The organism is Roseobacter litoralis Och 149 (assembly GCF_000154785.2).
Lineage (GTDB): Bacteria > Pseudomonadota > Alphaproteobacteria > Rhodobacterales > Rhodobacteraceae > Roseobacter > Roseobacter litoralis.
Genome location: NC_015730.1, coordinates 1989874 through 2003959 on the forward strand (window position 1 = coordinate 1989874; position 14086 = coordinate 2003959).

Below are 14086 nucleotides of genomic sequence, written 5' to 3' on the forward strand. Positions count from 1 at the left end.
TGCGGAGGATTTAGTCACTACCACCTGATTTGAAAACCGCTTTCTTTAACTCCGCGACGTCCAAGACCAGCCTTGGCAAGCGTCGGATCGCCTTGAAGATGTCGATTTGCTTGTCCATTCTGGTGGCAGGATAGCCCAGCACCACGCGCCCGGCCGGAATGGAGGACAGAACCTTGGTCCCGCCGCCGGTAATGACACGATCACCGATAAAGATGTTATCGCTGACCCCGGTCATCCCGCCCAGCACCACATTGTCCCCAACGACGGTTGAGCCTGCAACGCCGGAATGGCCACAGATCAGGCAATCCTTGCCGATAACCACGTTATGTCCGATGTGCACGAAATTATCCATTTTACAGCCATCGCCAATGCGCGTGTCACGGATGGTGCCATTGTCAATGTTGACGCAGGCCCCCAGATCGACGTGATCGCCAATGGTAACAGCGCCCAGAGAATGGATGCGCGTCCACCCCTGCGCTTGCGTATCCTGTTGATCGCCAAGCGTTTCTCGTACGGCTTCGATGCCTGATTTATCTTCGGTGACAAAGGAAAAACCATCCCCCCCGATGCGCACACCGGGCTGGGCGTAAAAGTGTGCGCCAATGCTTACGCGCGCGCCAATGCTGACCTGTTCGCGCAACATCGCATTCGGACCCAGACGCGCGTTCCAGCCAATGAAACATTGCGGTCCGATCGTGCTATCCTCACCGATTACCGCGCCGGGGCCGATGACCGTCAAAGGGCCAATATTGACATTCGCGCCAATGTCAGCTGTCGGATCAATGATCGCGCTTGCGTGGATGCCCGGCGCAAACCCCTGCCCCGGATCGAGCAGTTGGGTTAGACCCGACATGGCATAGCGTGGACGGCTGGGAATAATCGCAGCCTTTAATCCCAGCGCCTCCCAATCGGCACCCGGCCATAAAACCGCAGCAATGGCCTGCCCCTGATCGAGTTTGGCGGCGTAATCGGCATTTGTGGCCATCGCCAACTGGCCGGTCGTGGCAGATTGCGGTTCTGCCACGCCATTGATCTTCAGCTTCGTATCACCGAAGGATTCAGCACCAAGGGCTTTTGCAATGTCTTCAACGCTGAATTCCTGACGCGCCATGCCGCTGCTCCCAGTGGTGTTACGCGCATGACTTAGCCCTGAACGCCGCGCAAGGCCACCCCTGCCTGCGACAGCGCGTTCCAAATTCGCCCGTCACGGCCATAGACGTCGCGTCGGTATTGGATTTGCCCTTTCGAATTTGCCAATGCGGTCCGATAGATGATGTGCACCGGCACAGGTTTTTTCAGGTTAAGCTGCGTTTCCGTCCCGGATGCCAGCGTTTTCTTGAACAGGCCCTCGGGGTCATTGGATTGCTTTGCCAGCAGCGCATAGGCAAATTCAAACGGATCAGCCAGTCGGATGCATCCATGGCTATAAGCTCGGGTCTCACGTCCAAAGAGGTTTTTTGCCGGTGTATCATGCAGATAGATGTTGTACTTGTTTGGGAACATGAACTTCACCAGCCCCAATGCATTGCTACGGCTTGGCGGTTGGCGCATCGCGTAGGGAAATGTGCGTGCGGTGTATTTCGTGAAATCGACGTTGGTGCGATCAATCTGCCGACCGCTTCTGTCGGTAATGATCAGATGGTTCACCGCATTCGGATTCTGTTGCAGCTCCGGCAGATATTCACCAATCGCAATCGAGCGCGGCACGAACCAGCTCGGATTGATGACCATAAACTCCATAACGTCGGAAAACTCTGGTGACTGCCGTTTGGCGTCGCGCGCGCCAATCACGGACCGCGTGGTGAATGTCACTTTGCCATTATCTATGATCTTTGCCGTAAAGTCGGTGAGGTTCACTTCGATATGACGTTTGCCACGGTCCTTGTTGACCCAACGTTCGCGTTCCATCGCGACAATCACAGATTGCAAACGTTTCTCAACAGAGGTGTTGATTTCAGCCAGCGTTCCCTGTCCGACGACGCCGTCCTGCGCAAGCCCGTGATCGGCCTGAAACCGCATCACGGCATCTGTCATGGTACTGTCGTATGTGCCGGTTGCAGTGCGTTTGAGATACCCCATCCGAACCAAGCGATCCCGCAGAGCAACAACAGATGCGCCACTGTCGCCGGGCTCAAGTTTTTTCGCTTTGACCGTGGGACCCCATCCCCCCTTGGCAATCAGACCCTCGAGAACAAGTTTCTGTTTCCTCAATGCGTTGTATTCACCTGTTTGAGGCGGAAGTGCTTTGAAAAACCCTTTGGGTGACGACTTTGCAAAGTTGGTCAGGTAGGATTTGCGATCCCGGTAAGGCACTTGCCGTACGATGTTCTTGTCCACGCGGGACGGCACCAATGCACCCGTCTGGACATCACGGGCATACTGCAGGAAAGCACGGCTCATCGCGACCTCGACGAGACCGCGGTCTCGAGGGGTGCGCGCGTTTTTCATCTGCTGTTCCAGCGCGGTGAGGTTGTAGCGCTCGCTCGGAAGGCCGTGGCTATCCGCTGCGTTCAACGCATTCATCAACGCCGCTCGGCGGTTGCGTTCGCGACCGCTTTTTCCGGTCCAGATCGCGCCGTAGCCCGTTTCTTTGTAAAAGGCTGAAATATCCTGATCTTGCGCGGCCGCCTCTGCGACCGCCTGTTTGAAGGCAACAGACTCCGCAGCTGCCGGACCTAGAATGAATAAAAGTGAACAAAATGAAACTATTATGGCAAATGCCACAGTCGGTAAACGGCTGCTCAGAGCAGAAATCATGAAGGGGCCTCTCAATAACAAAACGACGTGCGATTAATGGTTAACGATGCAACCGGCGATGCCGAGTGTCCATGAAAAATACCGCTCATATGCGCCGAAAACCAAAGATGATGCACAGACACATCGCTATTCAATTTTTTGGCAATAATCCGTCCATGCGCAAGAATTTGCCTAAAATTGTGCCTAAAAGCCCCTTTTGGCGTTCAGGACTTGGTTAATATTTCGCCGTATGACATAAATCGGGAGCATCTGGGGAAGAGATGAAACGCCTGTGTAACATCACGGGCCAGGCAGGAATAGCGACGGACAGGTTATGACCATCGAAAATCCAACGGGTTTTTCCCGACGCGCCCTATTGGGCGCATTCGCAGCAACAATTGTGACTGCAGCTCCAACTTTCTCAAACGCCGCAGGTTTCTTGCGCGGGTCTGGGGACATACGCCGTATCCGCATGTATTCCGGGCGCACGGGTGAACGGATTGATATGATTTACTGGATCGAGGGTGATTATGTCCGCGAAGCAGTGAAAGAGGTCAATCACTTCATGCGGGATTGGCGCACAGATGGTGTGAAATCCATGGATCTGCGCACTATCGATATCATGTCTGCGGCACATAATCTAATGGACGCGAACGAGCCCTACATGCTGCTGTCGGGATATCGCAGCCCGCAGACGAACGCCATGTTGAGATCGCGCAGCAGAGGTGTCGCCAAAAACTCGCTTCACGTCAAAGGTCAAGCGGCGGATTTGCGCCTCTCAACCCGTAGCGTCAGCCAGATGGCCCGCGCCGCGGCGGCTTGCAACGGTGGCGGTGTCGGTAAATATAGCCGGTCCAATTTCGTCCATATGGATTGCGGTGTCGTACGCACCTGGGGCCGCTAAAACCGCCAAGCGTGCATCTGTGTCGGGTATAACCACGAGGGTCACGCCTGATCCGCATTGGTGACAACCGGTGCTGGCGTCCCCGGCAAATCGCAAATCTCCTCGACACCGGTAAAAAAGCAAACCTGTCCCGCATAACGCGGCCGCGTGAAGACGAAGTTATTGATCCGTTGACGATCGAGTCCGATGTTGAAAACGGGTGCGAATTCGGACGTCGTTTCAACGATGATAATCTGATCACCCTGCGGCATGACCGGCAGCCTGTTTGTCCAGTCTGCAATATCCGTACTACCCAAAGGGACCATGCCGCCCCGCGTGCGCGACCAGATGACCTGATATTCCGCGAGAGTTTGATCAAACCGGGCGACAGTGATGCGCATACCGGTTTGGCCGACCGCCCGCGTCAGAGTCTCGAATAGATTGTGGGTGCCATCCAGAAACCCAGCATCCAGCGGCGTGGCCTGACGTGAAATCAGATCGGAAATTGTATATGCCGCTTTTTGTTGCGAGGTGTATTGGCGGTATGTATCGAAGATGGTGAACATCGCCAGATACGCCCAGAACATGATGGGCAGAATGATGACCGCCTCGATCGCAACATTCCCCTGCTGGTCATCACAAAACCGACGCAGGCGCGCGGTCACTTTATGGCACGTACTCCTCAACTGCCTGGCTCCTGTACGAAGGCAGACATCGCTGTCATCACGGCGTCCCGGCCATTGTCTTTGGCAAACTGAAAGCCCAGCCCGGTTGTCGGAAAGATCGGGTTAAACCTGACACAGGCCCGTAAAATCATCAGATCATGTTCATTACCAGACTGATAGTTTGGCGCATCCTGGCTGGAAATCGGCAGGCTCAAATCGATGCAGTCAGCAATCGGATCCAGTTGGGCAAAAACGCGCGGGTCAATCCGCACCATCTCCAGCTTCAAACTGTTCTGGCAATCTGGGATAAAGCCCGCGTTTACGCATATCGTCTGTTTCAGAGCATCATGTGTTGGGATACTTGACGTATTCAGCCGGACTTCACGCACGGCAATATCCAATCCACGATCCAGCCACATTTGTCGCATCGAGTAGATGCCAAGTTCAATTGCGGTCATGAAGATCGTGAAGACCAAAGGCACCATGATGACAAATTCAACAGCGATCTGACCCCCTTCATCGCGCCGAAAGCGCCGCAGAAATTCCCGCAAAGACTGTATCATTGTGTCAGCCTCAACTCATTGATCTGGCGCGCAATTGACTTGAAGGCGGTTTTGATCTGCACCCCTTCAACCTTGTAAAAGAAAGCTGGCGACGTGGCACAGGTGCGCATCTGGGTTACCGCGTCTGCAGGGGCCTCGAAGGCAATAGTATAAACTGTTATCCCTTCTGCTTTTGCTTTGTTGCAGACGGAGTAGAAGTTTGTGACGTTGGTGCTTTGTGTTGAATAGGTATCGCGGTCGCCTGTGCGCTGGTTCAATGCGATTTCGTCATTTTTGGGGTCATTTTTATCTTCCGGTCTGAACTGATCGGTAATCTGACCATCCGTCATCAGGACGATAAATTTGCGCGTGTCTGTCGTCCCAAAATCGGCCGGGCGGTTCTTGAACCCATCCGGCACCAGACCCGCCGCGTTGAGCGCCAGAAACGTATTGCGCGAACTTGGGTTTAACAAAGCCACCCCATATTTCATGCCATATTGTGTCCCGGTGCCGTCATGCAGGCGCATATCGTCAATGAAATCCTGCAACCGCCCCGCGTCGTTTTGCGCGTAACGGATGGAGGAATTGTTCTGTGGACACCAACCCCAATCCATTGTGGGGGCATCAATTGGCCAATTCATGAAATAGGGTGTCTGATCATAGCCCCCGCTGGGCAGATCGATGTTGTCAAAATCGCTGTTGGTCAGGTCAAGACAGGACGACATTGTGTTGTAAGGCACGTCAATTGAATTGCCCTCGTCGTCAACGATGGTCTGTCCATAAAGAATTTCATCCCCGTTGGAGTCTTCAATGAATGTCGCAAAGGGCAGCCCTCCGGCACGTTCAAAGACAATCCGCCCCGGATTTGTCTGGCCTGCGTAAGGCACGATGTTCAAGGAGGTGGTTTTGGCGGCATTGCCCTCAAGGACTGCCCCAATAAAGTCTTTTGCAGCCGTGCGGAGGTTTCCAATTTTGCCATTGTTGCGCATGGAGCCGGAAATATCCAAAACTAGCGAAATCTCAATTTTTTCAATGGTTTCTTCCGCTGTGCCAGACACGTAGACCGGTAAAGTGCGCACGCCCGTCATTGCCATGTAAATGGATGGTGTGCGCGTGCGGGCCTCTGCCTGCACAATCCGGAAATTCGTTGTGGGAAGGTCGGACCCCGGCGTAATCCGAACATCATTGAGGAATTCAGTCATACCCGCTTTTGCAAAGTAATCGTCAACCACTTCGTCCGCTGGCAAGGGTTGGTCCAAATCCGACGCGGCCAGAATTGCCCGGTCCAAAGTGTTTTGCACCCGCGTGCGCATCATCTCATTCTGCATCAGATCGACAGCAATACCGCAGACCAAAAGCATCATCAGCACCATGATCGTGGCGAAAATCGTCATCGCGCCATCTTCTTCGCGCTTGAAACCCATCAGCCGTCTGCAAAGGCTACGGCACCTGAATGCCCCGCGATACTTTGGAGGATTTTCCATGTTACTCAACCAGCCTAAATCTAGCGACTGCAAATGATTCGCCTTTTCGACAGCCATGAGTGCCAGAGGAATGTGGCAAAAAGGGGAAATTGAGCGCTGCGCAGTGTCAACAGGTTGAATTGCTGCGGCACATTCAGCGCATTACTTTGTTTTCATTTCAAAAATTCTGGAAAGAAACGCGGTCCTAATGTGCAGTGCAATGGCAGAATTCGCGTGCTGGATGCGTGTTTCCAGAATTTCAGCACCATTTCGTCAATTCAATCTGAGCGATACGGCACTGCGGTAGCATGTAAAAAAGGGCTCGCAGATTGCGAACCCTTTTCAGTTTTCTCATAGATAAGAGCTGAACTTTAGCGCTTGGAGAACTGGAAGCTCTTACGCGCTTTGGCTTTACCGTATTTCTTGCGCTCGACCACGCGGCTGTCACGCGTCAGGAAGCCTGCCGCTTTCAGCGCACCGCGCAAGGACGGATCATAAAGCTGTAGCGCTTTGGAAACGCCATGTTTGACGGCACCCGCCTGCCCGGAAAGGCCACCGCCCTTTACGGTTGCAACCACGTCAAACTGACCTTCCGTTCCGGAGATCGAAAACGGCTGTGCCAAGATCATTTGTAACACGGGGCGTGCGAAATACTCGTTTTGCGCTTTGCCGTTGACGGTCACCTTGCCTGAACCGGGTTTGATCCAAACACGGGCCACTGCGTCTTTCCGTTTGCCCGTCGCATAGGACCGGCCCAGATCGTCACGCACAGGTTCGCGAACCACTGCTTCCACTTCGGGTGCCGCAGCTTCGATGCCGGCGACTGCACCCAGTTCTTCGAGTGTATTGATTTCTTCAGCCATGATCATGCGCTCCGGGTGTTTTTACTGTTCATGGATTTCACATCCAGAACCTCAGGGCTTTGCGCCTCGTGGGGGTGATCGCCACCTGCATAAACACGCAGGTTGGTCATGATCTGGCGGGACAGGCGGTTACCTGGCAGCATACGCTTGACCGCGAGTGTCACGATCCGTTCAGGGTGTTTGCCCTCAAGGATCTGCGCCTTGGTCCGTGATTTGATGCCGCCCGGGTGACCCGTGTGCCAGTAATGGCTTTCATCACGCTTCTTGCCGGTCAACTGAATCTTGTCCGCATTGATGATGACAACGTTGTCACCACAATCCATATGCGGTGTGAAGGACGGCTTATGCTTGCCGCGAAGCCGCGTGGCAACAATCGATGCAAGACGGCCCAGAACAACGCCTTCGGCGTCAATCAGGATCCATTTCTTGTCGATATCTGCGGGTGTTGCAGAAAAGGTTTTCATGGACGGTTCCCCGTTAAAGTGTGACATCTCGCCCTTTTGGGGCCAGATCGAATTAGATTTGGCGGTTATAAATGAGGATGCTGTCACGTCAAGAGCGTTAACGCTGGTAATAGTGTTGGAAAACAGTCACTTAAAAATACGGTAACATTTTACCCCACTTTTACGCCTATTCCGCGTTCCCATCGGCCCGCACCTGAGATGACCAGACAAGATCATTGCTTGGCATGATATGCGCCCTGCCCGACCATTCAGTTTTGAACGAAGAAACAGCATTGGTCTCGCGTGCAGCCCGCCTTCACCCTTGTCGTGGCGGGATGGAATAGGTCAGGCTTGCACGCGCCACAGGTTTTGCCTGCCCCTCGGAAAACAGCAAAACATCCGTAATGGCCAGCTGGCGACCGAGTTTCAAAAGCCGTGCATGCGCAATGAGATCAACGCCTGCCACCGGTTTGCGCATGAAATCAATGGCGCAATTCGTTGTGACGGTCAAAGCCTCAGGGCCGATGTGCGCAAGCGTCATGTAATAGGCGGCCATATCGGCCAAGGCAAACATGGACGGGCCCGACACCGTGCCCCCCGGTCGAAGGTGCTTGTCAGTCACATTCAATCTGACACGCAGGCTATCCTCGGTCAGATCTTCTACGGTGAAATCACCTTTGACCTGTTCAAAAACCTGCTCCACGAAATCGCTGAGCGTCGTGATGTCCATTTTCAATGTCATGCGTCTGGCCTCCCCGCTCTCTTCATTGATTGATTTCGGCGAGGGCGCAAGATCACAGATCATCGGAAACCACAAATTTGCGCGCGAAACGCAGAGCATTGCAGGCTTTAGGTTGCGCGGGATGGGTACGTCGCTTACATCCGCCCTATGACAGAGACATTACATATCGTCGGGGGCGGCATGGCCGGGTCCGAAGCCGCATGGCAGGCTGCTGAAATGGGCGTGGACGTGGTGCTGCACGAGATGCGGCCAAAGGTGGGCACTTTTGCGCATCAAACCGGGTTGCTGGGCGAGATGGTATGCTCCAACTCTTTCCGCTCAGACGATGATGAGCAAAACGCGGTGGGCCTGCTGCATTGGGAAATGCGGGCGGCGGGTGGTCTTATCATGAACATGGCAGACAAACACCGGCTGCCTGCGGGCGGCGCGCTCGCGGTTGATCGTGATCACTTTGCGCAATCGGTGACGGACACGCTGAACGCCCACCCGCGGATCACCATTGACTATGGCGAAATCTCTGAGCTGCCAGCAACGGGGCACTGGATTTTCGCAACAGGGCCTTTGACGTCCTCAAAGTTGAGTGCGGCAATCGCGGCTGAAACGGGCGGCGCGGCGTTGGCTTTTTTCGATGCGATCGCGCCGATTGTCTATTTTGACACCATCGACATGAGCCGCGCCTGGATGCAGTCGCGCTATGATAAGGGCGAGACGGAAGCAGAGCGTACCGCTTACCTGAACTGCCCCATGGACAAAGAACAATATGAGGCGTTCATCGACGCTCTTCTGGCCGCCGACAAAACCGAATTCAAAGAGGGCGAGACGGCAGATTACTTCGATGGCTGCCTGCCAATCGAAGTCATGGCCGAACGCGGGCGCGAGACCTTGCGTTTTGGGCCAATGAAGCCGGTCGGTCTGACGAACCCACACCAGCCGGACGTAAAGCCATATGCTGTGGTTCAACTGCGGCGCGATAATAAACTGGGTACGCTCTATAACATCGTTGGATTCCAAACCAAGATGAAATACGGTGCGCAGGCCTCTGTTTTTAAATCGATTCCGGGACTTAAAAATGCAAGTTTTGCCCGTCTTGGCGGGATTCACCGCAACACTTTTTTGAATGCGCCGACCTTGCTGGACGCACAGATGCGGCTGCGCTCACGGCCCAATATCCGTTTTGCAGGACAGATCACAGGCGTCGAAGGATATGTTGAATCCGCATCAATGGGATTGCTCGCGGGGCGTTTGGCGGCGGCAGAGATACTGGGCATTGCCCTATCGACCCCGGCCGACACGACTGCGACGGGCGCATTGATCACCCATATTTCCGGCGGAGCCGAGGCCAAGACCTTTCAGCCGATGAATGTGAACTTTGGGCTGTTCCCACCTGTCGAAGGCCTGAAAAGCGGGCGTCGGGGGCGCAAGGACCGCTATAAAGCCTACACGGATCGGGCAAAAACAGACTGGCAGAGCTGGCTCGACGCCGTGAAAGAACCTGCGTGAGGCTGGACGATTGGTGCAAAGCGTTCTAGTTTTGTGACATGACGAACGGATTTCTGACGAAGGCCTACGCTGCGCGCGACACGAGTGATACACGCGCACTTTATGACGACTGGTCCGCCAGTTATGAGGCGGAAGTGTCGCAAAATGGCTATGCGACACCGGGCCGATGCGCAGAGGCGCTGGCGCGGTTCGCATCCGATATGACAGCGCCCATTCTTGACTTTGGTTGTGGCACGGGTCTTTCCGGTCTTGCGCTTAAACTGGCTGGGTTCCGGGTGATTGACGGCGTTGATATCTCGCCGGAGATGCTGGCGCAGGCCAAGGCAAAGAACCTCTACCGGTCGCTGAGCGTCATTGAACCCGGTGCTGCGTTGCCCGGTCGTCCCGGCACCTATTCTGCGATATGCGCAATCGGTGTGATTGGTGCGGGTGCTGCCCCGATATCGGTGTTTCATACCCTGATGACGCAACTCGCCGCCGGGGGGCTATGTGTCTTGTCCCTGAATGATCATGCACTTGCTGATCCTAAGAACGAAACGGCGCTATCGGAATGGTTGGATTGCGGCGCGGCACGGCTCTTATTCAAGAACCATGGGCCCCATCTACCCGGAATCGACTTGAAGGCCAACGTTTATATTATTGAAAAGACGTGAAAATAACATCACGCTTTGCGCCATCCCCGACCGGGCCTTTGCACTTGGGTCATGCCTATTCTGCACTGCTTGCACATGATTTGGCTGTTGCAGCAGGTGGCACGTTCCTCCTTAGAATTGAAGACATCGACCAATCCCGCGCGCGACCGGAATGGGAGGAGCAGATATACAAAGACCTGTCCTGGCTGGGACTGAGCTGGCCAGAACCGGTGATGCGGCAGTCGGATCGCCTTGGTGCATACCGTGACGCGCTCAACAGTCTGGAGGAGATGGGCGTGACCTACCCCTGCTCCTGTTCGCGCAAAGATATTCAGCTGGCGGCAAGCGCACCACAAGAAGGGTCTGCGCCGGTATATGGGCCAGACGGGCTTGTTTACCCCGGCACCTGTCGGAACGCGGCGTTTAATGTAGGTGTGCCAAACGCCCCGGCCATACGCCTGCATATGGCAAAGGCAATCGATCTTATCGACACCAAATCCTTGTCATATCACGAGACCGGATCGGGTAAGCATCAGGTGATGTCAATCAACTTGGCCGATGCCTTGACCAGGGTCGGAGACATCGTTCTCGCACGCCGGGATATGGGCACATCCTATCACCTTTCCGTCGTGATAGACGACGCCGCCCAGAATGTGACGACGGTTGTGCGCGGTGAGGATCTCGCAGAGGCCACACAAATTCATGTGATCCTCCAGCGTTTGCTGTCCCTGCCGACGCCACAATATCATCATCACCGGCTCATCCGTGACGATGCCGGTAAACGCCTGGCAAAGCGGGATGACGCGCGCGCATTGGCAAAATTCCGTGAAGACGGGCTATCGCCGCAGCACATCAGAAAGATGGTTGGGCTTTCGGACTAGACCAGCGGTGTCATCAACTCATGCTCGCGACCCTCCCGGACCCCGGTGTAAAAACAGCTGCGTCGTCCGGTGTGGCAGGCCGGACCCGTTTGACGCACCAGAACAAGGAGGCAATCGCGATCGCAATCTATGCGTAAATCAACCAGTTCCTGAACGTTGCCACTGGTTTCTCCCTTGATCCAGAACGCCTGCCGCGACCGGCTCCAATAGGTGACGCGCCCTGTTTCAAGCGTGCGGGCGATGCTTTCGGCATTCATCCACGCGAGCATTAAAACCTCTGAGGTTTTATGGTCTTGTGCGATTGCTGGCACCAAACCGGCCTCGTTGAACGTAAGCGTTTCCGGGTCGAAACGGGCCGTGATTTCATCTGCTGTATCAGTCATGGCAAAAAACCTTTTTGCATCTTTTACGTTGCCCCTTATGTATGGGGATGTAGGGACAAACGAAACCGAGAATGCAGCCATGGCCACTGATACCGATCTCATCAAGCTTTATTCAGGGCGGATATTGGCGCTTGCGTCGGACATTCCGCACCATGAGCGCCTGAGCAACCCGATGGCGACGGTCAAGAAACGCTCGCCGCTGTGTGGGTCGGCCGTAACGGTGGATGTTGGCTTGACGGACGGGCGTGTGTCTTCGTTTGGTCAGGATGTAAAAGCCTGCGCGCTGGGACAGGCAGCGGCTGCCGTGACCGGCGCTGCTGTTGTCGGTCGCAGTTTGAGCGAAATGACGCAGGCGCGCGATGCGCTGCGCTCGATGCTGAAAGATGGCGGCCCAGTACCGCCAGCGCCTTTTGATGGTTTCGAGGTTCTTGAGCCGGCGCGTGAATACAAAAACCGCCACGCCTCCATCCTGCTGTGCATCGAGGCAACCTGTGAGGCGATGACACAGGCGTTGCAGTCAGATTGCGCTTAAGCATCGGGTTTGCTTAGCACTTTGTAAGGGAAGTAGTGCGAGAACGTTAGCAGGTCCCCATTGTGAGGTCACATGCCCGTGCACGAACGTCTGTCTTCGCAACCCGATGTTGATCGCCTTTCATCTGCCGCGGCTGCCCTGGGATATGAAATTGTGGATATCGCCGGCTTTCTGGATCTGGTTGAGGCGCATGCCCATGCTCAAACCAGTGGGCTGAAGGTGATCACTGCACGCGCTCGGGATATGACGACTGCAAACGCAGATGTGCGCGAGGCAGTGCAATCGATGGCCCAACAAACCGAAGCGACGGTCACTGACGTTGTGGCCTCTGCCGGGATGGTGCGCGAAACCGGTGAAAAATCGCGCGCGGTCGCAGGATGGGTTCAACAGATATCCCATCGCACTGAGGAGGTTGCCGATACCCTGAACGCGGTGAAGCGCAACAACCAACAGATCGCCAGCATTGCGACGCAGGTGAACACGCTCGCCATCAATGCAAAGATTGAAGCTGCGCGTGCCGGGGAGGCAGGGCGCGGTTTTGCCGTCGTGGCGGAGGCGATTAATGAGTTGTCGCGTCAGACCCGTGGCGCCGCCGTTCAGATCACAAGCAATGTCGACACACTCACAGACTGGATTTCCACATTGGGCCACGAAGCCAGCAATATCGCTGAGCAGGCCTCGGATGTTTTGAATGCCACTGGGGCCACAGATGCGGCCCTCGGGCGCGTCGAAGCATCCGTTTCGGCCGCTGATGCGCAGGCCAAGCGGATTTCCGAACAGGCCCAGCGTGTCGACGCAGCTATTTCTGATTTCACGCCAGCATTGGCCGGGATCGAAAATGCGGTCAAAGGCACAACATCCGGGGTTGAGGAAACACACGTCCGCGTCCTCAACTTGATTGATACGTCTGAAGCGATTGTTCAGTCGACTGCATTGCTTGGACAAAACACCGCCGACGCACATTTTATCCATGAGGTAACCAGACTGGCCGCCCAAGTGGCCGCGCGCATGGAAACTGCGCTGAGCCGTGGTGAAATCAGTATGTCCCGGCTGTTCGACCGATCCTACAGGCCCATTCCATATACGAACCCTGAACAGTTCTTGACAGAATCCACCGGGCTCATGGATCAAATCATGCCCGACATTCAGGAGCCGGCATTGGAGTTCGATCCAAAAATCGTGTTTTGTGCCGCCGTTGACGTCAATGGCTACCTGCCTTCACACAACAAGAAGTTTTCCCAGCCGCAGACGAACGACCCCGTTTGGAACACTGCGAATTGCCGCAACCGTCAAATCTTTGATGATAGGGTCGGCCTGAAGGCGGGGCGCAACACGGAACCCTTCCTGTTGCAGGTCTACCGGCGCGATATGGGCGGGGGCGCGTTCAAAATGATGAAGGACCTCTCCGCCCCCATTTTCGTTCAGGGGCGTCACTGGGGTGGGCTCAGGCTTGCGTACAGCTTTGATTAAAAAAATGCCGCGCACCCAAAGGGCCGCGGCATAGTTAAGCATTCTCTTGTGGGGATCGGTCTGGCTGTCGGAACGGACCGTATGAGATTTGGAACAGGCAGTGTTCGTCTCAGGACACCTGATTGGGGAAGAGGTGCAACAACCTAACCGACATGAGAACGCAGGCAGAAATCAAATAAAAGACGGAAAATGAAGCCCGACAATAAACATCACAACCAATGCGCTCAGCCCCAGTGCATCCTGCACAAGCGTTCCCTGTGACTGCTCAGCAATTTTTTTGAGTTGTGTAAACATGTTGTCTCAGCCTCTCTTTTGTTGCCTATTTGTTCTCATTTTATTAAGCGTCTGTAA

Annotated in this window: 16 protein-coding genes; 6 read left to right on the forward strand and 10 right to left on the reverse strand. The window is 54.9% G+C overall.

The genetic code is table 11. The features are described from left to right. Nucleotides 1-10: 10 nt before the first annotated feature. Together RLO149_RS09430 and RLO149_RS09435 are read right to left on the reverse strand one after the other, a co-directional pair. On the reverse strand, nt 11-1111 hold the full coding sequence (locus RLO149_RS09430) for a UDP-3-O-(3-hydroxymyristoyl)glucosamine N-acyltransferase (RefSeq protein ID WP_013961854.1): 1101 nt from the start codon (nt 1109-1111) through the stop codon (nt 11-13). A 32-nt stretch (nt 1112-1143) separates the two neighbouring features. After that, nucleotides 1144-2757 carry a L,D-transpeptidase family protein gene (locus RLO149_RS09435; protein ID WP_013961855.1) on the reverse strand — a complete coding sequence of 538 codons (1614 nt, stop codon included), beginning with the start codon at nt 2755-2757 and terminating at the stop codon, nt 1144-1146. Nucleotides 2758-3070: 313 nt separating this feature from the next. On the opposite strand from RLO149_RS09435, the gene mepK reads away from it, so the two are divergent. Beyond that, nucleotides 3071-3640, forward strand: a complete 570-nt coding sequence (gene mepK, locus RLO149_RS09440) for a peptidoglycan L,D-endopeptidase MepK (RefSeq protein ID WP_013961856.1) — start codon at nt 3071-3073, stop codon at nt 3638-3640. A gap of 41 nt (nt 3641-3681) precedes the next feature. On the opposite strand, the gene RLO149_RS09445 is transcribed toward mepK, so the two are convergent. The 6 genes from RLO149_RS09445 to RLO149_RS09470 all read right to left on the reverse strand — a co-directional run bounded on the left by RLO149_RS09445 (nt 3682) and on the right by RLO149_RS09470 (nt 8337). Then, complete coding sequence (locus tag RLO149_RS09445) at nt 3682-4284, reverse strand: TadE/TadG family type IV pilus assembly protein (RefSeq protein ID WP_245538154.1); 603 nt, start codon at nt 4282-4284, stop codon at nt 3682-3684. Nucleotides 4285-4301: 17 nt separating this feature from the next. Beyond that, nucleotides 4302-4847: a TadE/TadG family type IV pilus assembly protein gene (locus RLO149_RS09450; RefSeq protein ID WP_013961858.1), complete on the reverse strand. Its 546-nt coding sequence runs from the start codon at nt 4845-4847 to the stop codon at nt 4302-4304. Continuing rightward, nucleotides 4844-6250 (reverse strand): TadE/TadG family type IV pilus assembly protein, encoded by a 1407-nt coding sequence (locus RLO149_RS09455; protein WP_245538155.1) that lies wholly within the window; start codon nt 6248-6250, stop codon nt 4844-4846. Before RLO149_RS09455 ends, RLO149_RS09450 begins: the two co-directional genes overlap by 4 nt. 410 nt (nt 6251-6660) lie before the next feature. Then, nucleotides 6661-7152, reverse strand: a complete 492-nt coding sequence (gene rpsI / locus RLO149_RS09460) for a 30S ribosomal protein S9 (protein WP_013961860.1) — start codon at nt 7150-7152, stop codon at nt 6661-6663. 2 nt (nt 7153-7154) lie between these two features. Further along, nucleotides 7155-7616 carry a 50S ribosomal protein L13 gene (gene rplM / locus RLO149_RS09465; RefSeq protein ID WP_013961861.1) on the reverse strand — a complete coding sequence of 154 codons (462 nt, stop codon included), beginning with the start codon at nt 7614-7616 and terminating at the stop codon, nt 7155-7157. Between the two features lie 295 nt (nt 7617-7911). Then, on the reverse strand, nt 7912-8337 hold the full coding sequence (locus RLO149_RS09470) for a PaaI family thioesterase (protein WP_013961862.1): 426 nt from the start codon (nt 8335-8337) through the stop codon (nt 7912-7914). A gap of 147 nt (nt 8338-8484) precedes the next feature. Here RLO149_RS09470 and trmFO point away from each other — a divergent pair, with 147 nt between their 5' ends. Genes trmFO through gluQRS form a run of 3 tightly spaced genes read left to right on the forward strand, consistent with a single transcriptional unit; the run spans nt 8485 to nt 11350 of the window. Beyond that, nucleotides 8485-9837, forward strand: a complete 1353-nt coding sequence (trmFO, locus tag RLO149_RS09475; RefSeq protein ID WP_013961863.1) for a methylenetetrahydrofolate--tRNA-(uracil(54)-C(5))-methyltransferase (FADH(2)-oxidizing) TrmFO — start codon at nt 8485-8487, stop codon at nt 9835-9837. Nucleotides 9838-9875: 38 nt separating this feature from the next. Beyond that, entirely contained in the window at nt 9876-10490 is a 615-nt protein-coding gene (locus RLO149_RS09480) for a class I SAM-dependent DNA methyltransferase (protein WP_013961864.1), read from the forward strand. Then, nucleotides 10487-11350: a tRNA glutamyl-Q(34) synthetase GluQRS gene (gene gluQRS / locus RLO149_RS09485; RefSeq protein ID WP_013961865.1), complete on the forward strand. Its 864-nt coding sequence runs from the start codon at nt 10487-10489 to the stop codon at nt 11348-11350. Before RLO149_RS09480 ends, gluQRS begins: the two co-directional genes overlap by 4 nt. On the opposite strand, the gene hisI is transcribed toward gluQRS, so the two are convergent. After that, the gene (gene hisI / locus RLO149_RS09490) at nt 11347-11733 is read right to left on the reverse strand and encodes a phosphoribosyl-AMP cyclohydrolase (RefSeq protein WP_013961866.1); all 387 of its coding nucleotides are present in this window, start codon (nt 11731-11733) and stop codon (nt 11347-11349) included. The genes gluQRS and hisI overlap by 4 nt on opposite strands. Before the next feature lie 79 nt (nt 11734-11812). Here hisI and RLO149_RS09495 point away from each other — a divergent pair, with 79 nt between their 5' ends. Continuing rightward, complete coding sequence (locus RLO149_RS09495; protein ID WP_013961867.1) at nt 11813-12265, forward strand: iron-sulfur cluster assembly scaffold protein; 453 nt, start codon at nt 11813-11815, stop codon at nt 12263-12265. 72 nt (nt 12266-12337) lie between these two features. Next, on the forward strand, nt 12338-13735 hold the full coding sequence (locus tag RLO149_RS09500; protein ID WP_013961868.1) for a methyl-accepting chemotaxis protein: 1398 nt from the start codon (nt 12338-12340) through the stop codon (nt 13733-13735). Between the two features lie 171 nt (nt 13736-13906). Here RLO149_RS09500 and RLO149_RS24355 read toward each other — a convergent pair whose 3' ends face one another. Next, nucleotides 13907-14029: a hypothetical protein gene (locus tag RLO149_RS24355; RefSeq protein WP_259650452.1), complete on the reverse strand. Its 123-nt coding sequence runs from the start codon at nt 14027-14029 to the stop codon at nt 13907-13909. Nucleotides 14030-14086 lie beyond the last annotated feature (57 nt).